We start from the raw sequence: 26,905 nt of genomic DNA, 5'->3' as shown, positions 1-26,905 counted from the left end.
CAGCTGTTTGAGGGCGTTGCAGTAGTCAACTGAAAATGATGGAGGAAATGATGGGTATATCAGCTTTTTTAGAAGAAACTTCTTTCTTTATATCCAATCAGCACAAATTGAAAGCCCTGGAAGCTCTAAAACATCAGTACAACGAATTTAGTTTATTTCGCCAAAGTTTCGGCAATGACCATGAGAAGTTTGAAGGGTTTCATAAATCACGGACTCTTGAAGAAGCGGCAGCGATTGCTGGATGGTTTGGCGAATGTAGTATGAGCAACGATAATGAAGGAAATATCGTTGGTTTTCAAAAAGGCTGGATGGATAGTCTCTCGGACCAAGAAATCTATGCCTTTTATCATCCAATCTCCCAATACGTAAAGGATGGCTCTTTTATCTCCATTGGTACGGAGGGAAATGATTGGTATACATTTAGGTTCGATCAAGGCGTTCTCTCCGTTTATTACAGCTACTTGGAGATTGATGAGGAGGCTGGAATGGCCGAGTTATCAGAGGAAGAAGATAGAACTCATCATTACTCCTGTTAGGGGGGGGCAAAAAACTGGATAGAACTCATCATTACTCCTGTTAGGGGGGGCAAAAAACTGGATGCAGCGTCTTCGCACTGCGTGCTCCGAGCATTTGCTGGCTATGTTAAATTTTAGGAGAAGCGTTATCTAAATATGGAAGTCATCTGCGTTAGCTGTAAGCAAAAGATTAAAACTGAAAATATTAATGTGACTAAAGATACGGCATATTGTTCAAGCTGTGAGAACCTTACGTCTTTGTCTGCATTACTTGAATCCACTCCGAGCAAGAGCTTTGATCCTCTCTATCCAGTCCACGGAACATCTGTTGAGGACAGAGGGAATAGCTGGACAGTGGGCGGGTCACATAGGAGTTGGATGGCACTGTTCTTTGTTCCGTTTACTTTAGTGTGGGCCGGAGGATCTCTTTCGGGTATTTACGGTAGCCAACTAGTGAGTGGCAAGTTTGATCCTGTTCTGTCCATATTTGGCCTGCCGTTTTTGTTTGGTAGTATCGTTCTTATTACTCTCTGCTTAATGAGCCTATTTGGCCGTACATTAGTTTCCGTTGAAAACGGAAAAGCCCTCGTATTTATCGGCATTGGTTCCATAGGCTGGTATCGGCGGTTTGACTGGAGAACAATTGATAGAGTTACTGAAAATTCCTCAGGTCAATATAAATACATATCTCTTGAGGGTAGCAAACGGCTAAATTTAGGCTGGGGGTTGAGTTCAAAAAAACAGTACTACATCGCTAACTATTTACGTGCCAAACTGCAGAAATAATTAGACATAGGGGGTGTATATTGCGAGATCAACATTATTTTATTTAAGGCCCCGTCTTTCGATACAGTACCACACTGATCTGACAATACTGTCTTTGGTTATCGACACCGCCTAAACCTGTCTGCTATCAAAATACCGGTCCAGTGAAAATGCTGGCTGAATTGGCTTGTATATTAGAATCATCCGTTGCGGTGAGGTTAAGTTGAATTTTATAGCTCCTCTCATGGATGTTTTCAGGAGGCACTGCCAGAGATACGAAGACCTCAACCATGCTGCCAGCATCAACTTCCACAATATTAGATCCCGTGATCCCCAAGCCTTCGAGGCCGGACGCCGTTACAGCGAAGGTGTGCGGAATTTGCGACTTGTTGAGTATTTTTAGTATGTAGGTGTTCTCTATTTCATTGTCCGCGTTGAATTGATAAAGGCTGCGATCTTTTTCAACATCCAGAGTAACCAAAGATCTGGCGGATAATGCCCACAAGAACAATGCGATCATTGTAAGTAAGACGACCGCAAAGCTAACCAAGCGAGGCCTGATAATTTGGCGTTTACCTTCGCTGAGTTCCCTTTCGCTGGTGTACCTAATCAAACCTTGTTCGTACCCCATTTTATCCATGATTGAATCACAGGCATCGATACAAGCAGCACAACCGATGCATTCCATCTGAAGTCCGTCCCTGATGTCGATGCCGGTTGGACATACTTGGACACACATATAGCAGTCGATGCAATCTCCCAAATTAACTTGAGAGGGACTCACCCCTTTTTTTCTGGGGCCGCGATTTTCCCCGCGTGCCGAGTCATAGCTTACCACTAAGGAGTCGGCGTCAAGCATAGTGGACTGAAAGCGACCATAAGGGCACATGTGAAAGCAGACTTTTTCACGCAACCATCCAGCGTTTAGATAGGTGGCTATGGTAAAAAAGAAGGTCCAAAACAGGGGCCAACCCTGAAGTTTGAATGTTGCAAGATCAGTAACCAGCTCTCGAATGGGTGTGAAATAACCTACAAAAGCCAGGGCGGTAACAAGACTGATTAATAACCAGAGGCCATGTTTCGCGGCTCTGCGTAGGAGCTTGTTGGCACTGAATGCGGCCTTGTCGAGCCTTACACGTTGGTTACGATCACCTTCAGTGACTTTTTCAACCCACATAAAGATCCATGTCCAAACACTTTGAGGACAGCTATATCCACACCAAACCCGGCCGGCCAGGACGGTAATGAAGAACAAGCCAAATGCACAAATGATCAGAATCGCTGATAGAAGAATAAAATCCTGTGGCCAGAAAGTGCTGCCAAAGATGTGAAATTTACTTTTTGACAGGTCCCAAAGTACGGCCTGACGTCCATTCCAATCCATCCACGCAGTGCCGAAGAATAGTATGAATAGAGAAAGTACCCCCAGTATCCTGAGACGACGAAAATAACCTGTAAAACTCCGGGTATGTATCTTTGCGGGAGTAAAAAATCTCATGGATTCTGATGGCAGGTTATGGACTGGAATAAGCTCGCTCATAATCGTTACTCTTTACCCTGGTGGCATCTGTCGGCTACAGGATTACGGATGGGTGGTGTGCAGAAAAACGTCGAGCGGAATTATTGGTTAGAGGTGCAGACTCAGAACAGATGCAGTTTCGCGAAATTAAAGCATATCAGTTTCAGAGCAGCACAGAATCGCAGAGTTCTATCCAGAGATAGAACAGACTGTGAATTGGTTAGAAAATTTGAAACTCGTGAGCGTTGAAGTTTATTGGGAGAGTCATAGAGAGCGGGCAATTTTGCCCAGATTTTCCATTGCAGCTTCAGAATTCGGGCCCCATGGATAACCATAGTTGAGCCGGATGTAGTTCCGAAATCTTCGGGTCGCCGAAAATATTGGGCCTGGCGCAATACTAATGCCCTGGCGCAGCGCCAAATTGAAGAGTTTGAGGGAATCTACTTGTTCAGGCATCTCCAGCCAAAGAAAGTAACCGCCTTCTGGACGGGATACCCGAGTCTGTTCGGGTAAGTACCGAGTAATCGCTGCGCGCATCTTATTTTGTTGGATTTCGAGATTATTTCTGAGCTTTCGTAAGTGGCGGTCGTATCCACCAAATTCCAGGTAATCAGCGAGTGCCACTTGTGAGGGGATGGCAGCTGAAATCGTAGTCATCAATTTCAGTTGTTCTATTTCTTTAGCGTATCTTCCTCCAGATACCCAGCCCACTCGGTAGCCCGGGGCCAGACTCTTGGAATAGGAGCAACAATGCATAACCAGACCTTCCTGATCGAACGCCTTTGCCGGTTTGGGCGGTGTCTTGCCGAAAAAGAGCTCGTTGTAGACATCGTCTTCTATGAGTGGAACCTGGTATCTATGCAGCAGGTTCACCAATTCCTGTTTCTTTCTTTCCGTCAGTGAGACACCAACAGGATTTTGAAAATTGGTCATAAACCAGCAGGCCCTGATGGGGTGTTTCTTAAAGGCTCCTTCAAGCCCATTCAGGTCAATGCCAGTTTTTGCGTCCACAGGGATCTCGACGGCTTGCAGTTGGAGACGTTCCAGAACCTGTAGACTTGCGTAGAACGCTGGAGATTCAATCGCGACCAGATCTCCGGGGCGTGTGACTGCCTGTAGACATAGGTTCAGTGCTTCCATGGCGCCATTGGTAACGATGATCTCATCAATGGGCGCTTTGACGCCGATAACACCGTAACGGAGGGCTATTTGCCGGAGTAACATCTGATTACCTGGAGGGAGGTCAGACACCAGTGACCTCAAATCCATCATCCGGGTCGCCTTGGCCATCGACTTTGCCAAGCGTTGCATGGGAAATAGGGCAGGGCTGGGGAAGGCTGATCCAAAGGGGGCGATAGAGGGGTCCCTGACGGAACCGAGGACAGAAAATACCAGTTTGCTGACATCGACGGGGGTGGAAGTTAATGTGGTTTGGGCCCGTTCCACCGCCGGGACATGATGGTTCGGCTGGCTGCACACAATATAGCCGGATCTGGGCTTTGCGCGCAGCAATCCCTTGTTTTCCAGCAAGTAATAAGCCTGGAATACGGTTGAGGCACTGACGCCATAATTCTTACTGGCCTGGCGGACCGAGGGCGCGCGTTGCCCCGCACTCAATACACCTGATCGAATCAGTTCTGCTATATCATTGGCGAGCTGTTCGTACCGCTTCATGTCTTTCCTAAAATACTCGTGAGTCTAAGCCTGATAGCGTTGGCTTACTGGTTAATTCTTGCCGTTACGACATTCATCAGGACGGTAATATAGGCTGCACTGATGTCAAAGGTCTAATCTGGTGCGTGTTTTTAGCTGCCAGCTGAATCTTCTTCCTAAAACTTCACCAAGCATGATTTTGAGGTCTGTTCCCCATGAAACGAAGGTGTAGAGGTTCTGGAAGCTATAGAGATGGAGTAGAGGGTGTCGCTATTCAGAAAATCCGTGCTTCGTCAAAATAGCTTCGAGCTCACCGGTCTTTTTCAATTGCTGGAGCCCTTCATTGAAGTCATTCAACCGTTGTTTATAGCCTTGAGACTTTATGGAAAATGCAAGATATTGAGGTTTGATTTCCAAAGGTGGTTCCATCCATTCCAATTCCTGTTCAAGGTGTGGATACCTGTTGCGAATCAAGTATTGCGCTACCCACTTATCGATTAGAGTTAGTTCGAATCGATTGCCCTGCAACTTCAATAAATTCTTGTAGTCTTCTGATACATCCTCGGTTTTTAAGTTTGCTTCCTTGAACCTAGGCGGCACGGCATACCCTGTAACAACGCCAATTCTATAAGGGGCCAGATCTGATAACGTTTTATAACGAATGGTCTTGTCTTTCCTTTTATAAAATCCAATTTGATTAGCTGGTAGCGGATCTGAAAAAGCGAACCATTGCTCGCGTTCATGCGTATGCCAGAGCGCTATAACCCCATCGATTTTGCCATCCTTGCCATCACTCAACGCTCTTGCGAATGGTCTGAATTGTACATCGGCTTTATATTCGACCTTTTTAAAGGCCTTCACGACAATTTCAGTAATGACACCTTGGTTCAGAAGTTCCTTGCCATAAAACGGCGGGTATTCCGATGACTCTAAGGTCACACTCCGTTCTTCTGACATAGCCGGCATCGCGAAAGTTATCAAGAGATGCAAACAACACAGCACTTTATAGCGATGCAACATTTTTCTCTCCATTTTCCGGCCTGGGTTAGGGTGCTCAGCAATTAATAAGCGCACATCTGAATTTCTGCTTTGCAGCGACTCCTGCAATGCGTCACATTCAAATTATAGTTCTAATGCGCAGGGGTGCAGAGAAAGTGAAAAAGAGGGGGGGGCGAGGTCGCCCCGTTAGTAATACGGGGTGAAACCTCTAATGTAGGGAGGAACGCGTCCAGTGTGGACGCCCAACTAAAGTACTTAAGTCTTCGATACAAGGTTCTTCCATATATCAATCACTTAGATTTTTCGACGCCAACTAAAGTACTTAATTTTATCTTAGTTTTAGCTTCTATTTGTTGTCGGATCATCTCTCCAACTAAAGTACTTAATTCCCCGACCAGTTGTGGTTTGAGCTCGCGGGAACATCAAAGGCTGGAAGGCTCCATTTATGAGAGCCAGTAATTATGGGAGGTTTACAAGTTGTACGCATCGTTTCGGCGAGTGGAAAGTTTTAAACCTGGAGGATTTCCCGTTGTTATTACCCAGAGGGCTGTAGCTTGGCAGCAGGTACATAAGGATGCTCTTTTGCCTCGGCGAGGTATTCGTAGGTTTGAACCTCTCCAAAAGTATTTAGTTGTTGGCCCACCATAAAGGCGAGGGCAACAGGGACTGCCATAAATAGATGTACCGTGCCTCTTTTACCGTATTGTTGCTTGGCACGACGTAGCGCATCAACTGCCATAAGGGCAATGTCCGTGGCTGCGCCTGCGGTCAATTCTACTCCAGTATCGTCTCTATACTCTGGCTTTACGTGAACGATGGCTCGCAGAGATAAGCTTTTGCTGGAGTGCCGGAAATCGTCCATGACATCTCCGTTTACTGATATCAGCAGAGCGTAATCATCCGCTGATGTACTCTGAGGTTCAATGTCTGTGATAAACCCGCTGGCCGTTTTGGGAATGTACAATCCCCAGTGTTCCGGTGCTTTGCCAGTACTTGCGTTATCGTTTAACCAGCCAGCCTTGAGTCCGGCTATGGATAGAAATGCAACCCCCAAGGCCGTTGCCGCCGGGATGGAAAGTTTACCGCTCAGTTCTACAGGTCTCCTGGGAGACTGCTGTAACTGTTCTACGAGATTGGCTATTGCCGGCTTGATAAAATCCTCCCAGGCATTTTCCTTTGCCAGTCGGTTGTCAAAACGGTGACGAAGATCTACGCATAATGCGATACCGGGCTCATTGACTAAGGCGCGTGTACAGACTTGAATCTTGATTGGCACTGATGAAGGAAGTGCTTTTAAGATTTCCCGTAAACGGTTTTTTAATACGGTTTGCGCTACTTCTGTGGCAAACGATTGCTCTACTGCTCCGACGGTCTTTAAACTGTTCACACCACTGACAGCAGTTATGCCGGTCCGAGGTCCGAGGATGTCCGCCATATCGGAATAATCCACACCTTCAGCGGCCACCAAGACAACAAAGAACCCATTCTTGTCATTGAAACGCTTGAAAATTCCGGGAGCTTCCACTTCGCGAATCATGTCAGAGTTTTTAACTTCCGGGGATACCAGCATAATGGCACTCGCGGTATTTGGGGCCTCAAGCACTTGCCTGATTTCGGTTTCCGTCACCCCCGCCGCTAAATCATTGATATCCTGCCACACAGGAATTCCATGGTCCCGTAGTGCCTCAACTAGCTTGGCCGCCTGTTCATGGCATTCCCGTTTATAACTTAAAAAGCAGGTCCCGGTAGTGTCAGTTTCCATTTAACAGATCCTCCACCTCTTTTTTCAGCTCTTTCAATTTGCGGTTTTTCTTTCTGGGGTCCCAATAGCGAACACAATCGATAGTGACTTGTTGCAATGCGAGAAGGTCGCTGTGTGGCCAGCCTGTGGCGCCCCCTATTGCTTGCTTGAGAGCTTGACGCAGATGACCGGAAGCATGACTGGATTCCTTCTTCTCTAGCATTTGGGTCAGATTCTTAATTATCCTATGCGTGTCAGTCAGTCGGGCATCTTCCCGCTCTTCCATGCGCTGCCGAGTTTCTCCTTGCAGGCGATTTTCCTGTTTTTGATCTGGTCGCATATACCCATACCCCGACGCCGTTTTGGCCCCGATGCCATTTTCCTGCAAAGCCCTTTTCAACATCTTCATGGCAGGCCCGGTATATTCGGTTCTGCCTTCCAGGACAAACAAAAAGCTGCCACGTACACCGATTAGAGCATTAGGCACAGGACTGTCCAGGTCGCTGGCAGGAGTCGCTCCACCGTCGGCGTAATAATCCTTGTGGTGGCTGGTCACGATTTCCTGAACAAATGGCTTTTGATTGTTCGGTATCCACCAGGCGTCATGGAAGTTCACCACACCGGCGAGGTTCGGTAGTAGCTCATTTTGGGGCGTTCCCAATAATTGCTGAATGATCTTCTGCTTCCCGGGTAACTGTTTTTCCGCCCAAGCGCGAACAACTCCTTTGATGCTGGATCCGGGAATATAGGGCATACCGTGGCAATGACTGAGAGTACAGCCGGTTTCCAGAGCACCGGTTCCGGACAAGCCGATCAACATACGGTTTTCCAGCTTCATCACACAGCGCTCAAAACGCGTTGAATCGGCTGTGAGATCATTCCAGCGGTCAAAAGCCCTCATGTAGCGATCCGGGGCCAGGATATTGCACATTCTTTTTATGTGTGCGGTTTTTGGAGAGGCTTCTCCTGACTCATTTTCCTGAGGCTGACCATTGCCGTTCTCTTCAATTTCCGGAAGACCCTTTTGTAGTAATAATCCTGGATGGGCCTCGGCAGCTTGGCCAAAGCACTGTCGCAATGTCTGGCGTATCAATAAAGTCATGATTGTGACGCCTCCTGCAAATCCGCTTCCTTCGCTGTTTCAGATTCATTTTGCTTGTCACTGTCACCCGTCGAGTTGATTTTCAGAATGCCTTGTACATAACGACGCATCCATCCGGCAACCTCTAGTGCATGACGGGTGATCATCATTGTTTTTTGTAGATCGGCTTGAATGATCGCCTGATGAAATGCTTGATCATCCTCGTAGCGGTGACCGGTCTGATTAAATATATTCCTGAGGTCTTCTAATACAGCCCGGTGCTCCTCTTTTCCCTTAGCCAGTAGGAATCCGGTGGCATGTGCCAACCCATTTTGCAGGATCATGGCGGGCAGCTTATGTACCAGGGCACCGTAGCATTTTTGTTGATCTTGATGGTCATATTTACGGGATTCTACCCGTTCATAGGCGACAGCTGCAATTTGATGGCTGTGGGGTTGTGTCATTGGCTGCCTCCTGATGCTTCCTTGAAAAACCGCACCAGACCATGGCCGATACCGGCGTTCCCGCCCAACTGCAACAACTCGGTGGTCGGAATGTGGACAGCGAGTTGTTCCGCAGTGGCGTTATTTTCCCTGCTTCGGCTTTCAGTCAGTGCGTAGCCTCCCCAAAGCACAGTTTCTGCTGGCAGATTTTCCTCGCTCCATAACGCTCCTTTCTGCACCACGCCAGTTTCCTGATTGATCCGAATACGGGTGCGGATTTCCGTCGCAGTTTCGGCCAGAAATATAAACACCGAATCTGGTAATATCAGAAATCGTTGCGTGAGATCGTCGCGGGCATCTCTCACTTCCTTCTCTTCGCCAGGAAAAATAACAGCGGCGATAACATCCGCCCATTGATCCGCGCAGTCATGTCTTTGCGGCTTCAGATCCAGGTCCTCCAGGACAATCAGGCTAGCGTCCGAATCGTCTTTGTTAATAAGGAGGTTTTGATTCTTTTCGGCATGCAATGCTGTGCCGCCTTCGGGCACGGGGACGTCCATATTCAGCTTCATGTCCCTGCGATAGCGTTTAAGGATAAACGGGCAGGTCACATAGGCAATAATGCCTTGCAGAGCCCTGACCGGAAGCAGCAGTAGGTGGGCATCTCCGATGGACAGAGCACCTGCATAACTGTCTTCATTGGTGGAGACCTTTTGCGGTCCGAACAATCGATTGGCGACTTCAACACCTTTGGTTTCGGTAATCGCCTCCCGTAATACGCCCCGCACGGAGGAGGCGGGAACCAAAGGCAAGTGGGTGGCGCGGTCACGGGCGATCGGCAGGTCTACAACGCCAACGGATTGTCCGGTACCACAATGCAGAACCGTGTGAGTGTACAAATGGTAGGTGTTCAATTCCATGTCAATACTCCGAAGACTTAAGACATTGCTCTGACATACGGAAATGGCAGGGCCAGACCAAAACCATCCAGGCGATCCTGATTCTCATCACTGAGATGATTCAGCCAGAGCCGTTCGATGTCGTCGGCGTGATCATCTTGTATGTCGAACCAATAGGTGGCACCGGCAGGCACCATTTTGCGACTGGCTCGAGGTCTGTTGGCCGCCAGGTCCCAGCCTGAATGGGGATGCCAGCGTTTGACTGCCGCTGCCCGTAATTTGAGGCGCAAACGGGAACATCCAGGGGGGATGCCCTGCAAAGAGTCGCGGTCGAGCCAGCCGGGAATCCATCCGGCGCTGAACAGGGCGGGAGTCAACAGGGTCAATGTGAGGGCGCCGGCTTGTTGAATATCAGATACCAAGGCACTGGGTATCCCGGGCCAGATATTCTGCCAAGGCTTTACCTTGGCCAGGCGTCGTTCGCCTCCCAGGTTGAGTACGCCAGGCTCAATGTTGCCTTCGATGCGCCCCAGTAAACCAACCGCAAACTGTGGCAAGCATTGTGGTGAATGGGGGGACTGCCACATGCTGAGTCCGGCCGTCTGAAAAATCTTGCCGGCTTCCGATGCCTGAGTTTGTCGATTGATGGCAACATGAGTGCGAATATCATCAGGCGGCGGCATCCAGCCATTCTGTTCAACCTGACCAAACGACAATGACCTGTCGTTTCGCCGCCACGCCAGCAAGTCCTCTATCGCCCACCAATCCGGCCCTGGGGAAACTTTACCCGGGAACTGCTGTTCCAATTGCAGTGGCCATAACCCCTCGGGGAGGTCGCAACCCTCTCCACTGGCCAGCGCTCTGGGGGCGGCTCTCACCAGTTGCCGTTGATGGCCGTCATGATAGTAGTGAGCATCTGACGGCTGTGGCACTAACACCCGGTGAGGGTTGCCATCCAGGTCCGTCATCACCGCTAATGGGCCGGCAACGGCCAGTTTTGCCAGTTCCGGGTTCAGAGCTTTTCCCATGCAGCGGGCATGGGCCGTGCGTAACGCCCCCGCGAGCGTGGAAGGTGGCGGGAAGCGGGCCGGATCGGTTCCGGATAGTTCATCGAACGGCCGTCCGGTACGGATAATCAACGGTGCGGTGGGCTCTATCAGGTAAGTCTGCTGGGTATCCCGGTTCATTCCTTCACTCCTATATCGGCACTGGTTCTTGAGGACAGCCACCGGGCAATGATCAGTTGGTCCGAGAGTGCGGAAATGCCTGTGCTTTGGGCCTGCGCAAGCAGCGTCTCCTTCAGTGCCTGAGCCAGTTTTAGACCATCGCCTCCGGGCAGGTTGGCTCGGTCCAGCATGCGCTCCAGTTCCGCTTGATGAATACCGGGCAAAGTTTCGCCACTAACCCACTGCAAACGGTCAGCAACAGCTCGCAGATCGTAGCCGATACGGGAAGGACACTGTTCATGACGGTATGCCTGTATAAATTGCTCCATGGCGCTAAGGGATGCCTCATCGTCCCAACGGCAACGCCAGCTCAACTCGTGCCCGGATCGTATGCCCAGGTGAATCGCCAGAGCATTGCGGGGCTGCGGGCGGTCATTTCCCTTGGCATCTTTCTCAGCCTCAATGGCACGGTTTCGTAATCGACGCATCGGCTGAATAATGTGTCCGATGGCAAGCCCGACCGAGAGTGTGGGAAACTGCTCCAGGGTCAGGCCTAGATCTCTGGCAACGGGCCTCATGGTGTCACTGAATTTGCTGGCCAGTTCTTCTGCGCAACCAAGGGCTTGTTGCAAAGGCAAAAACGCCAGCACGTCGTCGCCACCGGCATAGATCGCATGGCCACGATGACGTTGAACCACCTGCCGAACTTCACTAGCAAAACCGTGCAACACTTTGGAAATTTCTTGTGACTGCGTCGCCGTTTCCGCTTTGTTCAACAGCGCTGCCATATGATCGCCGTCGGCCTTAAGCAGTACCCCATAGGGGACCGGCTGACTTTCTAAAGTGTCCAGGGCACTTTGCAGATGATGCAGTAAGGGCAGAATATCTTTGGTACTGGCACTTCCCAGGGCGTTTTCGAGCCGGCATCGAAACAGTAATTGGGCATCATAGGGAAAGGCTTGATAGATTCCACCATTGCCTTTGACCTCAGTTGCCAGCTTGCAATCAACCAGTGGCTTGTATTGCTTGCGGAGTTGTTCCCGACATTCGTCTTCCAGAGTATTGAGCCAGCTATCCGCAGCAATCCGGCTAAATGCGGTAAACTGCTCCGCTGTTCCGGCAAGGCGTTTGGTAACACCGAGAACGTCCAGCTCTTCGCCATCAAGTCCCCCCAGCCTTCGCAGAGCTGTCAGGTACCGCGCTTTGTTTCGTTCCCTCCGAGGCACATTGATCACGGACTCATTGGCACCATCCAGGGAAGACTTTGGAATGCCGGGGAGGGTATTGCCCATCGGTAAAAAATTCCGACTGTTTTTACGGGCAATCAACAAGGTTCTCAGTTTTTGGGACGCGGCAGAATAGTCCTCCCGGCACTCCACCCAGGCGGCGAAGCATTCCAGAATGTCCTGTTGCTGGTTCTTCCAGATTTCTTCGTGAATGGGCAGGATGCCAAGCGCTTTTCTGGCGTTTTCGCACAGGGCGCTTAAACGTTCCGTTGCCGCCTCGCTGGCATCTTCGGCCAGTGTCTGAATGTCTGTTTCGCTATTGGCGGTGACTAACGCCCGGATCACATTGGCAATATTGGCCTCTTCCTGAAACTGGACTTGCGGTAGCAGCTCCTGATCCGGGTTATCGGGACAAGGAAAAATCAGGCAACCGGATTGATATTGGTGTAAGGCTAACGCTACGGCCTTGGCCGATTCCGACAATAGCCAGGAACCACACCACAGGTCACGGGTTCGCCGGCCGGCGTCAATCAGGCTTTGTACGGGGCCAATACTGATGCTAAGCAGATAATCCGCCATCACTTCACCCCGCCGAAATAGTCCATAAACGCGCTCAGAGGGTCTGTCGCAGAGCTCATTTTCATCGGGGCGATAGTGGCTGCCCAATCTCTCTGCGCCGCTGAATCCTCCGGCCAGTGCTGTGGAGATTCAGGGTATTCCTGATTGCGAAATTTCAACGGCTGATTAAGGGCTTTCTGCCAGCCGGGAAGTAGTAGCGCCATGGCTTGCCAGGTTTCGCCGTTCCAGTAGGGGCGCAGAATCAGTGGGCTTGCCATTCGTTCGTATTTCTGTTTCAGGCCGCTTGCGTCGTATACGTCAGCGGGTTCAAGAGTATGGTCGATAGGGTCCTTTCGCTTAGGATTGTTATTACTGTCTGGATCTGGCCCATCTTTAAAGTGAAATACGATGGGGAGCCCGAATACCGCCCTGGGAAAAAGATTGTAGGCGTTATTTGGTCGATGCCTTGGCAGGCTGCATCCACTGACATTTCGTATCCAATCCGCTTCTGGCCAAGCTGACGAACAAGAGTTTTCATCTTTGCTAACGTACTGACGAAAACCTTTCAATTGACGGATGGCCTTCTTCCAGGCTTGCACCGCAACTTGATACTGTACGGGGTTATCGGAGCGATAAAATCGAATATCGCCGTTGCGACTTTTAACCTCGGCTACAGTGACAGGCTGAAGACCTTCAACTTTGAGCGCTCCGAGGCCTCTTCGGGTTCTGGCACCCACGCCGCCAAAGGATACCCACCAGCGCAATGCGGTCTTTACCTGGCCTTTCTGTTGCTCAGTTAAAGACGGTTTGAGCTTATCATGGAAACGAATATGCAGCTTGAACGTGAGTCCGGGAATGGCGAATTTGTCTGGTGCCTTTTCCACAGCGGTTTTGTCGGGCGTTAATTTACCCTGAGCGGGAAACAGGGCGTAGCCTTCGCCATATTTCGAGTGGGCCTTCATCTTAGCTCCACCGTTGCCTTTATTGCACTTAAATGCTGGTTCCGTGGTTACTTGCAGATAATCCGTGACCCTGATCTCCACCCGGCTGGCCGTCGCGCCTTTTTTGCTGATACCTCCCCAGATAGCCGTTTCCTGTTGGAACATGTCTTCCGGGGAGTCAGGCCCACAGGCAATCCTCCACCAAAAGCGAAGCTGGCCCCGGATTTCCGTTGCCCGTACCGGCATCTCCTCATCGACAACGCCGGCCTCAACACCACCGCCATACAGGGGAGTCTTCAGCTCGCAATGATAGGTTTCCCAGCTTGGTGGTTGCTTTTGACCGGAGGGATCGTCGTCAATAAGTAGTGACGCGAGATCCTCCTTCGAGAGGCTTTTTCTGACTCTGGACACAACGATTCTCCCTCATTCCGTTACAGGTGCCGACTCTCTGTCTAAAGAACGCGGCTTGATCAACAGATATCCGTTGGCTGAAATAGGAAATAGTCATGGGGGAAAACAAAAAGAGGGAGGCGATAGACAGGGGTTTAACTTCAAGACAGTGACGATTGTTGGATCAAGGGGGAGTTCCCCTTGGGGCAACCTGTTTTCCTCGGTTTCGAGCTTATCCATAGTCATCCTTCCACGTTAGCTACAACGCCCGGCGATCATTTCCAGGCCGCTATCGAGAAAAAGTGTAGCAAAGGAATTCCAGGATGCAGGCAAAGTGTTATAATTTTCTGATCAAAATATATACTGATTGAGCATAAGAGAAATGACGCTCTTGAACCATAATTTCCCTGCTATTTAGAAGCCTGGTTTATATGCTCTGGTCCCCACTAAAACTGGCGATATAAAGCGCCAAACCAGGCCTTGTTTGGCCTTCAGCCGAAAAAGGGGTGATGAATCAAAGAGGACAACATTCTTTTTCAGAAATGACATGAGGTTTGTCTCGCCAGTTCAACCAAATCAACAGGTTAGATGAGATTGAAGTACAAAATAGGCAAAAAACGGCAGGGATTTCAGCCGAAAATTATTGACTCGCCGAATTGGGGCTATAATCTCTTGTATCCCAAAGGAAAAAAAGGGGTGCTGTTGCAACAGGTGTAGCCGTTTAGGCTATTGAGACGAACTCAATCCATTTAATGGAAAATCCAGTTAGAAGGTTGCAACAGGTGTAGCCGTTTAGGCTATTGAGACCAATTTCTTGGTTGAAGATCTTAATCACTGTTTCAGGTTGCAACAGGTGTAGCCGTTTAGGCTATTGAGACAGATACCAGGAAACGAGTTCCCGCCAATCCATGGTTGCAACAGGTGTAGCCGTTTAGGCTATTGAGACACTGTAATAGTGATTTTCAGGTTAGATCCTTTATATCCGTTGCAACAGGTGTAGCCGTTTAGGCTATTGAGGACCGCCATACAACGTTCACGTTCCTGTTTACGTGTTGCAACAGGTGTAGCCGTTTAGGCTATTGAGACCGCCTCCGCTTTTGCAGCCAGAGAGGGTGAGGATGGTTGCAACAGGTGTAGCCGTTTAGGCTATTGAGACTCTGTCCAAATGATCTCGTTTTTCTCTGTTGGAGGTTGCAACAGGTGTAGCCGTTTAGGCTATTGAGACTCTGTCCAAATGATCTCGTTTTTCTCTGTTGGAGGTTGCAACAGGTGTAGCCGTTTAGGCTATTGAGACACAGCAAGGCTACCTACGTATCGTTTGCCACCGGCGATGTTGCAGCGGGCGTAGCCGTATAGGCTATTGAGACTTACATTCGTTGGCGTACTAGGTGCCTACATCACACAGTTGCAGCAGGCTTAGCCGTTTAGGCTATTGAGACGTCAGCGTAGCCCAGTTCCCACCGGTCAGCGTAGGTTGCAGCAGGTATAGCCGCTTAGACTAATGAGACGTTGTGTTTCTACGTTAATACCAAGAGCTTCTAGAGGTTGCAGCAGGCTTAGCCGTTAAACGTGGTCGGCAATGTCCTCCTGCGGGTCGCCTTTATCCTATTCCTTCACCCAAAATTGCGTTTCCCTCGACATGGTCTAATATCTTCTTCAGGTTCTGGCGCCGTGTCCTCTGCGGCAGTCCGAGCCTGTTTCGGGTGTTGTATCTAACGTGGAAGGACGACCATGGAGAAGCCCCAAACCGAAGAAAGTCTGCTGCCATTGGAAACACTGCTCCCTCTGCGGGCCATGACGGTCACCCTCAGGTTTACCACCGAGGCCCATTTCTCTTTTTTCCACCAGCCCGCGTTGTACGCTTTTCTGTGTCGACTCACCGATACCCGAGATCATCTGGATACGCTGTTCACCCTGGATGCGCCAGAATCAGGACGGGGCACGTATGTTCCCGGAGACTGCTATCGCTTTGTGGTGTATGCCTTTGCCGGCGCGGAGCTATTACTTGCAAAAATCATGGCTCGATTACACGCATTACCGGAAGGCCTGACGGGGCTGGATGATCGTATGCCGTTACGGGACAACCTGATGTGCGTCCGCCTGGAAGACTTGTGGACAGGTGCCACCGTCACCAGGGTGAAGGACCTTTTTCAATATTCGGCACAGCATTTAGCGGACGACACCGGTATGCTACGGGGCAGCCACTTGACCTTGCGCTGGCTCAGCCCAGTCCGGCTTCTACGGGACAAGGCCAGGCGTGAGGGTTTAAAGGGAGAGCAGCGTTACTGCCGCTGCCGGGAAGATCTGACGTCCTCATTGTTAGCTGACCGGACTTATGATGCCCTCGCAGATTTGATCAGACGTCGTGGGGTGCCGACACCTGCCAGAAGCGGCGGTGAAGTGTTGGATATGATCCCCGAAGCCACCCAATTGTTCTGGGTAGATGCATCCTATCGAAACGACAGCGGACAGTCCAAGCCTGTCGGCGGCTTATGCGGCGAAATCCAGCTTGCCACCGACCGGCTCAGCCATACCACGTATTCGCTGTTTGTTCTGGGGCAATATACCGGCATCGGGCAACGCCGGGCCTTCGGATTGGGCCGCTATCAACTGTTCGACAGTGAAGGGGTTTCGGCGTTACCGGTAGTGCAGGCGGCCACGCCATTGCTGGAGCGCAACCTGCCTCCGGCCAGCCTGTCAGGATACCCTGTGATTGCTGCCCGAATGGGCCACTCTATCTTCAGAGATATTCATCCTCGATTATAAAGGCGTTGGCGTCAAAAACCTTCTCTGCTTGATCCTTGAGTTCCGCCATGTAGCATCTTAAGGCCGTCACATCATTCAATGCATCAGCACCCTCATCAGAGTCAATTCCGTACTTTTCCACTACTCGTAGCAATGCTGCTTCCCTGTCGTGCAGAGAACACCACAACATATTGAAGGCTGATCGACTTACCTTCAGTTCTAATTCTCTCATGTGCCAACCTATGCTAGTTTCTTAAATGCTTTTTTGCAGTGTATCGCCATTTGCTCAAGCAACCCAATGTACTTGCTCAGTGGCATATTCTGTGTAGGGACTATCATGTGATGGTCAAAAGACCCATCCTGAACAAGTTTGAGGCCCGGCGGGAATGGTGTCCCTTTGCTGATTTCCCATACCCAGCCAACGAGTGGGCATCGGTCCAGACCCTCTCTATTAAACACACTGACGCCATTGCCATTCGCGACAATTATTTCTATACCATTCGTTTCAATCGTCGTAATTTCCTTTGAGCGTACTTTTGATAATCGCGGAGAGGTCGCATTCCCCATCCGATACAACTCCTCTTTTACGATATAAAGATTTTCAGTGCACACTAAGCCCATCTCCCTGTTGGCTACGTCCAAAAATTGACTGAAGTTTACAGATGATGGCTGCCCGGACAAATCGTTCAGATAGACTAGAAGAGCTAACCCCGCTGGGAAGTCTATGCCGTCTGTTTCGACATCAGCGATGACCGCTCCCGGGATCGTGTGGGGCGTTATCTCCGAGAGTATGGTGAGCGGGTGCAGTATTCGGTTTATGAAATTGCCGTCCCGGACCGCCAAGCCCTGACAGAACTCTATGAGAATCTAAAAACGCACCTGGAAGAAGGTGACCGGTTAACGCTGTACCGGTTATGCGCGGACTGTCGAGCCAAATCCCTGACACCAAGCGGAGAAGCCGTTGGCTGTTTCCCAGGAATCATCGTAGTATGAGCCTGGCAGGCGAGAAGCTCTGCTCATACTCCAGAGTTATAAACCTGCACCACAAACCAAAATTGGCGATATAAATCATTAATATTGGTGTTCGCAGGCGTTTGGCTGGTAAAGGGCCTTTAAATCAAACAGATTGGGTATATTTATTAGGAATGGCATGAGGCTTGTCTCACCAGTTCAATAGAATCAATAGGTTAGATGACCATATTGGGCAAAATCAGCAAAATAGACTGGTATTTTCAGTCGAAAAGTTTCGACTCGCCGAATTGGGGCTATAATCTCTTGTATCCCAAAGGAAAAAAAGGGGTGCTGTTGCAGCAGGTGTAGCCGTTTAGGCTATTGAGACGTGTATGTGCCGTCTGGTTGAATATTATCAAGACCGGTTGCAGCAGGTGTAGCCGTTTAGGCTATTGAGACAGTGTGCTGCTCATCTCATGCGCAGAGTACAGCATTGCGTTGCAGCAGGTGTAGCCGTTTAGGCTATTGAGACTTTTGACCTTTTCGGAAAGGGTAGGAAGTACTTTGTTGCAGCAGGTGTAGCCGTTTAGGCTATTGAGACAAATCATACCCACGGTGATTGTCGTAGTAGAGATAGGTTGCAGCAGGTTTAGCCCATGTAAATTAGGATAAAAGCAACCTCTCGGTTGATTGCGTACAACAATGTGAATGTACGCTTTCCGAGGTGCATAGATGATCAATAGCAAGCCCCTCCTTGCTTGAAGTTGATCATTTTTTGAAATAGTCTTCGATTGATCCCAGCTAGGTTCCGAGAAGGGTATGCAGACCGAAGTATCAACAGCTCAGCTTATTGAAAGACTTGAAGAAATTACCAAGGATGATCAGATCATGGCGTTATCCCGGCAACTTCAGGTTTTACAGAAGAAGCTGGAAAAAGTACATCAGAGAATCTGAAAACAAAGACAAAGAACTTGCCAAAGCCAAGAAAAACCTCGCTCAGCAACGAGAAAGAAACAAAGATATTCAGAAGTCCCTGAATCAGAAACTGCAGACACAAACGACGACCCGAAAGGCGCTTGAAGAAGCTCAGAAGAGAGTGGAGCGGCTTGAAACAGCGTTGGTAGCGATTGCCAATGTTGATGGAACGGAAAAGGAAGTTGCCCAATGGAACGACCTGGAATGGGGAATATTTCGAACCGCAAAGGACAATAGTTATCGAATTACAAACCTTCAGCATGACTATAGCTTTCGCATAACGATCAGTGACGGGCAGCCCCTATTGCCAGACATCACTTCCCCTCCGAAACATGTTGTACTCAAGGCCTTAGAGTTAGCCTATAAATAACCTATCCCTCTGACACATTGCGCCCTTTTTAGAAGTGTTCAAACTAACGGACTACAGCCGTCTGGTGTTCAACGTTATCGCCAGGGTAATAGCGTTTTGCATGTTGCTTCGCTAAACAAGGGTTGTTACAGTCTCTAACCGTTCATGAGAGTAATTCTCTTTTATGGGTGCTGTGGCAGGTATACCTGAAACCAGTGCCGGTCAGCAGCCTTGGTGAGCCAACATCAAGGTTGCTGCGATTCTCCCCCCTAGGCGATGCAAACAGCCAAGTCCATGCAATATCCCGATACATTCTTCTAGCCACATCGATGGTCGTCGATGAATGCTGCTTATTAAGAATGTCCAAAAAGTAGCCTACTTCACGGGAAAAGTTGGTCTTAAAGCCAGTCTCAATTTTCCTCCTCAAATAATTAGCTAAAATCATATTGTTCACCAACATTTTTGATGGGGTGAGTCTGAGTAGCCATAGAAAGAATAAGCAATTGATGTGGGTTATCTCGCAGAATGATGGGACTTAGGGGTTCGACGTATCAATAAGATTCGAACAACCTTGAGGCGCTTCACTTCATTGCCATTAATGGCTGGCCGAAGTATAGGAAACGTCAGATTACAGAGAGTGAAGGGACGAATTGGGAATGAAGTCGTTATTAAAGAAATTGTGGTATGCGTTGCTTACCACTCTAGGGGGGCTGTTTACAGTAGGACTTCTGGGCAGCCAAGGGTATCCCGGGGTTGGGATCATAGTATTGTTCATAGGACTTCCTATTGCCTTATATCTAATTTTCCGCTCACGAAAACCGCCCAGCGCAAAGATAGAAGAGCCTGTGATCAGCACAACAATTGAAGTCAGGTCGTCGTTTGAGAAGCCAAGATCCAGAACCGTAAATGTTGGGTCGGCGTCGTATTCGATTCCCAAGCAGACAAAGCAAAAGTTCAGATTCCTTGGTAAGGGAGAAAGCGTCAGCGTCCACGGTTATGAGCTTGGAGGTCTGATCTATCTCGGTAACACTTCAGACCAAACGTTCGATGAAGAACCGGCGGTTATCAACCCCAAACTCCCCGTGAAAAAAGTGAAGCTGGCTGATCCTCTAGATTATTGGCCGAATTATTCGCGAATCAACGCCGCTCAGCGTAATCGGTACCTAACGTGGCTATGTGAAGGAAGGGGGGATACAGATGAGTTAGGGTACGTTTTTTTGTACTTTTATGGCTTCGAGCGCTACGTGCTACGCGACGCAGGCCAGGATTCAGTTGAACAGAGGGATCAAAACCTTTCTGACATTGTTGGTGAACTACTACGCCTTCGTAAGTTGTTCGCACACAACCGTAGCTTCGAAAGCTATTCCACTCAGCTGTTGGATGTCATCTACGTTGTATACTGGCCTAACCGCTTAGGTGAACGAAAGTCCTCATTCCCCAGTAACAAATCGATTGCTGCCCAGTATGCGATAGCGCAAGTGGCCAATACCACTCCGGATACTCCATTGGATTTTGACTGGGCTTTACATTGGATATTGGGCTTTGGCCCGGTTAGCAGAACCAAGACCATCCGTGAGCAGTACCCGGTGCTCCGTTCGTTATTTAAAGCAGTATATGAAACTGCAACTAAAGGCGGATTGAAGGTACCTTCGTGCAAAACCAAACTCCAATTGTGGGTAAATACTGCATCACGGGGATTGGGTGACGTGTCTCAGTTGCAAGTGCCAGATAGTTGGTGCGACCCCACTGGTTTAAAGCGGCCCATATCTCAGCTCATAGCAGTCCATGAAGAGGTAATGCCTGCACTCCGAACGTTGGCCAAATCAGTTGCGAAGAAAGATATTGCGGGCATCCTTGCGGCGTGGCCCTCAGGAGTGCCCACTGATTCAGTACCTAAGCTGCACCAAGTTATCCAGCGGGTGAAAGTGTTTATTGAAAAGCACCGATCACCGGATGTCACTACACTTGGTAAGCTGATCGGTATACCCGTGGAAGAAAAGGTAAGTGCCGCCCAGATGAAACAAATGGCCACTGCATTAGAAACCTGTGGCTACGTATTGGTTCCGGATCCACAAATTACCTCTTCAGCCATCAAAGCTGAGGACACCGTCCTTGTATATCGTGGGCCACGGCTAGGTGAACTTTCACCAGAAGGCCAATGGGTTGCCCTCTCAGTACATATGGGCTGTATTCTTGCCATAGCAGATGGCAACATTCATCGTAACGAGAAAACTGCGCTGCAGCGCATAGTCAATGCACATCCAAACTCCAGGGAACGAGAATACCTCGAAGCCTATCTTGACTGGCGGCTAGGACACCCACCAAGCACCGCTGGATTGAAGAAACAGATTGACACTCTTACAGACTCTCAAAGAAATGAGATCGGTAAAACGCTGATCAGTGTGGCGATAGCTGACGGAGAGCTACCAAGTAGCGAAATCAAGCAACTTGAGAAACTCTACGGACGGCTAGGTCTTGATCCAGCCTTGGTCACCCAATACCTGCATACCTCAGTTGTCAGTCCCACACAAACATTAACACCAGATACCACAGATCAAGATCAGGGAAGTGAAATTCGCCTCGATGAATCGGCACTTATAGCTCATGCGGAATCCACTAAAGAGGTCCAGGACGTCCTGCATCGCATTTTTCAGGATGAACCAGAGATAGAGGAAGCTCAGGCTGACGTTAACTCGGCCAGTGATGTTTGGCATGAAGGCCGACTTGACCCGGCACATGAAGAACTAGCCTCATGGCTGTTGACAGGAGAGGAATGGAGCATGGACCAGATCACTTCAAAATGCCGTGAGCTTGACCTGCTGGCCCAGGGGGCATTGGAAGCGATTAATGATGCAGCCTTTGAAGCTCTGGGAGATAGCCTGCTTGAGCTGGGTGACCCGGTTGAAGTCTACCGCGACGTGATGCCGGCGTAAGTACAAAATTTTGGAGATAACAATGACAGCGAAGAAAATACGCCCCCGTGTACGTGACGGCATATTACGTGCGCTCAGTGCGGGTGTTGTGCCAGCACAAGGACTACAATTTATCCAGGTTGGGCGTGCCCCCGAGATCAAGGCCATGATACGAAGCGTGGAAGCTGTGGCGGATGGCTCGTCGGTGTTCAAATTGATTGTTGGTGACTATGGCGCTGGGAAGACCTTTTTCCTGCATCTGGTGCGACAAGTAGCTTTTGAGCATAAGCTCGTGACCGTCCATGCAGACTTTTCTCCCGAACGCAGACTGGTAGCATCAGGGGGACAGGCGAGAAGTTTGTATTCAGAACTTATTTCGAATATGGCCACACGCAACCGTCCAGAGGGCAATGCCCTGGCAGGAATCATCGAAATGTTCGTGGCACAAGCCCTCAAAGATGCAGAAGAAAAAGCTGTCTCGGCGGATCAAGTTATTGAAGAGCGATTATCCTCGCTTCAGGACTTGGTGGCGGGCTGGGATTTCGCCCGGGTGGTCGCCAGTTTCTGCCGTGGCCATGAACAGGGTAATGAATCGTTGAAGGCGGCTGCACTGCGGTGGTTGCGAGGAGAGTTTACCACTAAGACAGAGGCTCGGAAGGAGCTGGATGTCCGCACCATCATTGATGACTCGAACATCTACGATGCACTCAAGCTGATGACTCGGTTCGTCACCATGGCTGGCTACGGGGGATTGTTTGTCATGCTCGATGAAGCAGTCAATCTCTTCAAAATAGCCAATTCTCAATCCCGAACGACCAATTACGAGATGATCTTGCGGATTCTGAATGACACTCTACAATCCGGTGCCGGCGCCCAGAACTTAGGCGTATTAATTGGCATCACACCAGAAGCGTTATTCGATCCTCGCCGCGGATTATGCTCATATGACGCCTTAGCTTCGCGCTTGGCACCGAATCGCTTTGCTGAGCAGTCCGGACTTGTCGACTTCAATCAACCCAGTATCCATCTGCAGAACCTCACTCCAGAAGAGCTGTTCCTCCTCCTTGGTAATATTCGGAATGTTTTCGCTGGTGGAGACTCGGATCAATATCTCATTGATGATGAAGGCCTGAAAGCGTTTATGAATCACTGCCAGAAAACTATCGGGGCGGCTTATTTCAAAACCCCTCGGGAAACCGTGCGAGGATTTGTGAACCTGCTTTCGATGCTTGAGCAATATCCTGCTAAACATTGGCGCGATTTTATTGAGCAGGTCCGCATTAAGGAGGATCGCCCCTCAGAGCATGACATTCACGATGCCAGTGAGAGCAACACAGGTGGTCTCGAGAACTTTAAGCTGTGAGTGAGTCAAATAGCTTTAACCGGCTCAGCCATGGGGTCCAGCGGTGGATATACCGTCAGGGCTGGCAGTCGCTGCGTGCGGTCCAGGAAAAAGCAACTCCCGTAATCCTTGATGCTAGCAAAGACATCCTCATCACGGCACCTACAGCCGGAGGGAAAACTGAGGCCGCTTTTTTACCCGTTATCAGTTGGCTGGAAGATAGCGGGCCTGAATGTGGATACGGAGTATTATGCCTAAGCCCCCTGAAAGCCCTGATCAATGATCAATTCCAGCGCTTGGAGTTGCTTTGTGAGAGTTCTGGGACGGCAATTACCCCCTGGCACGGAGATATCAGTTCCAGCCTGAAAAAGCGCTCATGGAAGTCGCCCCAGGGAGTGTTGCTGATTACACCGGAGTCTCTGGAAGCCATGTTTGTGACCCGAGCTCACGAACTCAAAGCACGGGTGCAGAATCTGCATTATGTGGTGATTGATGAGTTTCATGCGTTCATTGGTCGCGAAAGAGGCCAACAACTACTGTCGCTACTGGCTCGTCTGGAGCAGCTTATTGGTCGGCCTCTCTGTCGGATAGCCTTGTCCGCCACTATTGGGGATCCGGATATGGCATTAGGCTTCCTCCGCCCGGATGGAAGTCGCTCAGGAATCCATTTGGATGTTGCGCATGAGTCGCTGCAGCTACAGTTGATGCTGAAATCATACATCCCGCCACAAGATGACCTGCCTGTATCCATTGAAATGGCACAGGATCTCTTCCTGTGGCTTCGAGGTAGTAGCCATTTGGTGTTTGCCAATAGTCGGCGAACCGTAGAGGAAATCACCGACCGGCTGGGGAAACTTTGTGAAACCCGAGGGTTACCTTTGGAGTTTTTCGCCCATCATGGTTCATTGAGCAGAGATGTTCGGCACTTTGTTGAGCAACGCTTGAAGGACGGAGAGAAACCTACAACAGCGGTGGCAACCTCCACGCTAGAGCTTGGTATCGATATCGGCGAGGTGACATCCGTTGCGCAAATCGGCGCGCCAGCGAATGTCAGCAGCCTCCGACAACGATTGGGACGCTCTGGTCGCCGAGAGGGAACGCCAGCCATACTACGATTGCTGGTCACAGGTCATGGTGATCGTCATAACCCATCACCAATTGACCTCCTTGAGGCTGAGTTATTTCAGGCTATCGCAGTAATTGAGCTGATGCTGGAACGGTGGGTAGAGCCACCGGATCAGTATTCGTTACACCTTTCCACATTGGTACAGCAGATTCTTTCGATGATTGCATTCAAAGGGGGGATTAACGCGGCCAGCGCATATAGAACTCTTTGCCAGCAAGGGCCTTGGCAGAATATTACTCCGGATTTTTTTGCCCGAGTATTAAGGGGCCTTGGCGCCAATCAAGTGGTTCGACAACTGCCCACTGGCGAACTCATAGTCGATGATGTCGGTGAGAGGATCGTTAGTAGCCATACCTTTTACACTGCATTTGAAGTGCCGGAGGAGTATCGACTAGTAGCCAAAGGCAAAACCCTTGGTACATTGCCCGTGACAACCCCTTATATGGAAGGCCAGCTATTAATATTCAGTGGTCGCCGATGGGCGGTTCAGTCAATCGACCCTCAGGCCAAGGTGATGACGCTGGTCAGAGCTAAGAGTGGTCTAGCTCCCACGTTTGGTGGGGAGTCCGCGCCCGTTCATCAGCGTATTCGTCAACGTATGCGCGAGTTATATTTACGCGATGATATTCCTCGTTTTTGTGATTCACAATCTGCTGAATTGGTGGCTCGCGCACGGCAGTACTTTCATGATCGACATGTTGATACAAGACACTTTGTCCAGGACGACAGAAATTTATTTTGGTTTATCTGGGATGACGACCGCATGCTCGATACGCTGAAGATCTTGGCCACGCTGAACGATTACCCTGCTGAACGGATGGGGCCGTGCGTCATGGTGCAATATACCGGTGACCCAAAGCATTTGATCGGTAAGATCCATGATTACCTGACCAACTGCACACAAGACGATCTGGCCGCCGAGATAAAGCCACAGCCTCTAGGTAAGTTCGATGAATCCCTCTCTGAAGACGTGATAAGAGAGGCATTTGTTCGGGAAAAGCTCGATGTTGAAAGGGCAGCCGCCTACATCAGTGGCCTGATGTGAATGGTTCAGACCTGACAGTGACCGGTTTTTAGGAGGTGTCTGTCAGGTCAAGGTCAGCTTTGCTATCTGGCCTAGTTTTTTAAAAACTGAAATTATGCGTCCTTTGCATAATTATGCATAGGACGCATAATCGCGCATAATTTCAGTTCCAGAATCAAGAATGGTCTTCAATTTTATTGAATCTTTCTTTAAGAGAGGCATGAATTCTGGATCTGGAACTATTGATGGGGGCGGGGGCTGGCTAATCAAAAACTCTAATGATGATCCTTACCCTGTAGCTTTAGATCTGTTTAAAATTGGTTGTGCTTTTCTCTCGATATTTAGGAGCTGAATGTCGCACCAGGGCAATTGTGCAAGCAGCGCCTGCACAATTTAGCTACCATCAAGATTTCAGAAAAGTGCCCTGACGCAAGAAATATTCTATGAAGCAGGTTCTCTGCTTTATTTCATTCCAAGTTCCTGAACCAGGAACGGCATTGTGTAACGCATGAAACTCTTGCCGACCTGCGAATAACTGAAAATACAATACAGAGCAGGGGCCTCGGGTACCCTTCTATCAGCTCAGGTAGCCTAAATTTTGGGATTTCTCGAATTCATCTTATGATCAAGTGCTTGCTATCTCGCAGAAGACAAAAGCATTGATGCTTTTTCGGGAGTTCATATTGCCTTGAAATAATTGGCTAGGGGTCATTACTTCAAATAATACTTATCTATGGGATCCATGGTGGTGGTTGGTCTTTAGGGTCGATAACTAAGTCTTCGCGACAATAAGTGTGTAATGAAGAGCAGGAGTAACCTCCAGATTCTACGATTAAAGATTCGATTTCCGTCATTGGCTTAGTCTGTAGTTTATTATCTATCCAATCTGATGTAGAGCCATCAGCATAAGCGACTCGATATCTTGTAATTCCATTAAGAATTACTGCTCCCGAGAAAAGAACTACATTTGTAGCTCTATGGTTAATCTGTTCCATTACATCATCGATGTAGATCGAATCATCACCTATGGGGCTACCATTGAGAATGTCTCGTAGAGTCGCCCCACAGTGGTGAAGTCGATTGCTTACCAATTCGAAAGCACGTGCACTCGGGAACCTGACACCGCTATAACCATTCCGATATGCCCATCTTCCAATTGTGTCCGTTAAAAAGTCTCCACCAGGACAGATCTCAGAGAATCTGATCCAGATGCTGGCGGAGTCAACGTTAATAGGTATGGGGGGCATTTCTGGATAACAGTCTCTCAGCGTAGTCCAGAGGGTTTTGGGCCAAAGTAAATTAAGAATATTGTAAAAATGACATTCACAGGTAATAAACACTCGTTCAGCAGCCGTATCGCGGTCCTGTTTCAATATATCAATAGGCAGAATGTTTTGAGAAACCTGATCTGACTTACCGCAGTAATAAAGTACTTCACTGACACACGATTCTTGTGACGGGTTCTACCCCGTTTCCACGGACGGTTTTAAAACGGCTGATAACTTCCGATCCTGAAGGGCAACTCTACGCCGCATCCTAGGATTATGGAACCGCTCGATGTAATCAAAAATATCTGCTCGCGCTT

The 26,905-nt window shown here is 49.3% G+C and carries 19 protein-coding genes, 2 pseudogenes and 2 CRISPR repeat arrays; of the genes and pseudogenes, 9 read left to right on the top strand and 12 right to left on the bottom strand.

Annotated features, from left to right (window positions below; translation table 11 throughout):
- The first annotated feature begins 35 nt into the window (after positions 1–35).
- Positions 36–536, top strand: coding sequence for a hypothetical protein (locus tag BTA51_RS26260; protein WP_141215682.1), 501 nt, complete (start codon positions 36–38; stop codon positions 534–536).
- Positions 537–671: 135 nt separating this feature from the next.
- Positions 672–1,301, top strand: coding sequence for a hypothetical protein (locus BTA51_RS30290; protein ID WP_168188298.1), 630 nt, complete (start codon positions 672–674; stop codon positions 1,299–1,301).
- A gap of 127 nt (positions 1,302–1,428) precedes the next feature.
- Here the strand turns inward: BTA51_RS30290 and ccoG are convergent, their stop codons facing one another.
- The 10 genes from ccoG to cmr1 form a co-directional block, all read right to left on the bottom strand.
- Positions 1,429–2,820 carry a cytochrome c oxidase accessory protein CcoG gene (gene ccoG / locus BTA51_RS26250; protein ID WP_094712050.1) on the bottom strand — a complete coding sequence of 464 codons (1,392 nt, stop codon included), beginning with the start codon at positions 2,818–2,820 and terminating at the stop codon, positions 1,429–1,431.
- 243 nt (positions 2,821–3,063) lie between these two features.
- A complete protein-coding gene (locus BTA51_RS26245; protein WP_094712049.1) occupies positions 3,064–4,473 on the bottom strand; it encodes a PLP-dependent aminotransferase family protein in 1,410 nt (469 codons plus the stop codon).
- Between the two features lie 249 nt (positions 4,474–4,722).
- The gene (locus tag BTA51_RS26240) at positions 4,723–5,472 is read right to left on the bottom strand and encodes an ABC transporter substrate-binding protein (RefSeq protein WP_168188297.1); all 750 of its coding nucleotides are present in this window, start codon (positions 5,470–5,472) and stop codon (positions 4,723–4,725) included.
- 514 nt (positions 5,473–5,986) lie between these two features.
- A complete protein-coding gene (locus tag BTA51_RS26235; RefSeq protein WP_094712047.1) occupies positions 5,987–7,213 on the bottom strand; it encodes an SAVED domain-containing protein in 1,227 nt (408 codons plus the stop codon).
- Positions 7,203–8,294, bottom strand: a complete 1,092-nt coding sequence (gene cmr6, locus BTA51_RS26230) for a type III-B CRISPR module RAMP protein Cmr6 (RefSeq protein ID WP_094712046.1) — start codon at positions 8,292–8,294, stop codon at positions 7,203–7,205. Before cmr6 ends, BTA51_RS26235 begins: the two co-directional genes overlap by 11 nt.
- Positions 8,291–8,737 carry a type III-B CRISPR module-associated protein Cmr5 gene (gene cmr5 / locus BTA51_RS26225; RefSeq protein ID WP_094712045.1) on the bottom strand — a complete coding sequence of 149 codons (447 nt, stop codon included), beginning with the start codon at positions 8,735–8,737 and terminating at the stop codon, positions 8,291–8,293. The genes cmr6 and cmr5 overlap by 4 nt, the downstream gene beginning before the upstream one ends.
- The gene (gene cmr4, locus BTA51_RS26220; protein WP_094712044.1) at positions 8,734–9,636 is read right to left on the bottom strand and encodes a type III-B CRISPR module RAMP protein Cmr4; all 903 of its coding nucleotides are present in this window, start codon (positions 9,634–9,636) and stop codon (positions 8,734–8,736) included. The genes cmr5 and cmr4 overlap by 4 nt, the downstream gene beginning before the upstream one ends.
- A gap of 17 nt (positions 9,637–9,653) precedes the next feature.
- Positions 9,654–10,802: a type III-B CRISPR module-associated Cmr3 family protein gene (locus tag BTA51_RS26215; protein ID WP_094712043.1), complete on the bottom strand. Its 1,149-nt coding sequence runs from the start codon at positions 10,800–10,802 to the stop codon at positions 9,654–9,656.
- A complete protein-coding gene (gene cas10 / locus BTA51_RS26210) occupies positions 10,799–12,586 on the bottom strand; it encodes a type III-B CRISPR-associated protein Cas10/Cmr2 (RefSeq protein WP_094712042.1) in 1,788 nt (595 codons plus the stop codon). The genes BTA51_RS26215 and cas10 overlap by 4 nt, the downstream gene beginning before the upstream one ends.
- On the bottom strand, positions 12,586–13,917 hold the full coding sequence (gene cmr1 / locus BTA51_RS26205; protein WP_210404928.1) for a type III-B CRISPR module RAMP protein Cmr1: 1,332 nt from the start codon (positions 13,915–13,917) through the stop codon (positions 12,586–12,588). Before cmr1 ends, cas10 begins: the two co-directional genes overlap by 1 nt.
- Before the next feature lie 680 nt (positions 13,918–14,597).
- Positions 14,598–15,404: a CRISPR direct-repeat array (repeat unit 35 nt; unit sequence GTTGCAACAGGTGTAGCCGTTTAGGCTATTGAGAC).
- Positions 15,405–15,627: 223 nt separating this feature from the next.
- Between cmr1 and cas6 the strand changes: the two genes are divergently transcribed.
- Positions 15,628–16,662, top strand: coding sequence for a CRISPR system precrRNA processing endoribonuclease RAMP protein Cas6 (gene cas6, locus BTA51_RS26200; RefSeq protein WP_094712041.1), 1,035 nt, complete (start codon positions 15,628–15,630; stop codon positions 16,660–16,662).
- Here cas6 and BTA51_RS26195 read toward each other — a convergent pair.
- Positions 16,637–16,873: a hypothetical protein gene (locus BTA51_RS26195; RefSeq protein WP_094712040.1), complete on the bottom strand. Its 237-nt coding sequence runs from the start codon at positions 16,871–16,873 to the stop codon at positions 16,637–16,639. The genes cas6 and BTA51_RS26195 overlap by 26 nt on opposite strands.
- 107 nt (positions 16,874–16,980) lie before the next feature.
- Here BTA51_RS26195 and BTA51_RS30715 point away from each other — a divergent pair, with 107 nt between their 5' ends.
- From BTA51_RS30715 to BTA51_RS26165, 6 genes and pseudogenes are all read left to right on the top strand, one after another.
- On the top strand, positions 16,981–17,169 hold the full coding sequence (locus BTA51_RS30715; protein WP_246841203.1) for a hypothetical protein: 189 nt from the start codon (positions 16,981–16,983) through the stop codon (positions 17,167–17,169).
- A gap of 207 nt (positions 17,170–17,376) precedes the next feature.
- A pseudogene (gene cas2, locus BTA51_RS26185) lies at positions 17,377–17,634 on the top strand (CRISPR-associated endonuclease Cas2); the annotation flags it as partial.
- 311 nt (positions 17,635–17,945) lie between these two features.
- A CRISPR array of direct repeats spans positions 17,946–18,264; the repeat unit is 35 nt; unit sequence GTTGCAGCAGGTGTAGCCGTTTAGGCTATTGAGAC.
- Positions 18,265–18,469: 205 nt separating this feature from the next.
- Positions 18,470–18,937, top strand: a complete 468-nt coding sequence (locus BTA51_RS26180) for a hypothetical protein (RefSeq protein WP_094712038.1) — start codon at positions 18,470–18,472, stop codon at positions 18,935–18,937.
- An 824-nt stretch (positions 18,938–19,761) separates the two neighbouring features.
- Positions 19,762–21,849, top strand: coding sequence for a TerB N-terminal domain-containing protein (locus BTA51_RS26175; RefSeq protein ID WP_168188295.1), 2,088 nt, complete (start codon positions 19,762–19,764; stop codon positions 21,847–21,849).
- Between the two features lie 22 nt (positions 21,850–21,871).
- A complete protein-coding gene (locus BTA51_RS26170; RefSeq protein WP_094712036.1) occupies positions 21,872–23,191 on the top strand; it encodes an ATP-binding protein in 1,320 nt (439 codons plus the stop codon).
- Positions 23,188–25,341 (top strand): DEAD/DEAH box helicase, encoded by a 2,154-nt coding sequence (locus BTA51_RS26165; protein WP_094712035.1) that lies wholly within the window; start codon positions 23,188–23,190, stop codon positions 25,339–25,341. The genes BTA51_RS26170 and BTA51_RS26165 overlap by 4 nt, the downstream gene beginning before the upstream one ends.
- A gap of 1,442 nt (positions 25,342–26,783) precedes the next feature.
- Here the strand turns inward: BTA51_RS26165 and BTA51_RS26160 are convergent.
- A pseudogene (locus BTA51_RS26160) lies at positions 26,784–26,905 on the bottom strand (IS3 family transposase); the annotation flags it as partial.

It is taken from the genome of Hahella sp. CCB-MM4 (assembly GCF_002260525.1).
Taxonomy (GTDB): domain Bacteria; phylum Pseudomonadota; class Gammaproteobacteria; order Pseudomonadales; family Oleiphilaceae; genus Hahella.
This window is presented reverse-complemented; position numbering and strand designations above follow the sequence as displayed.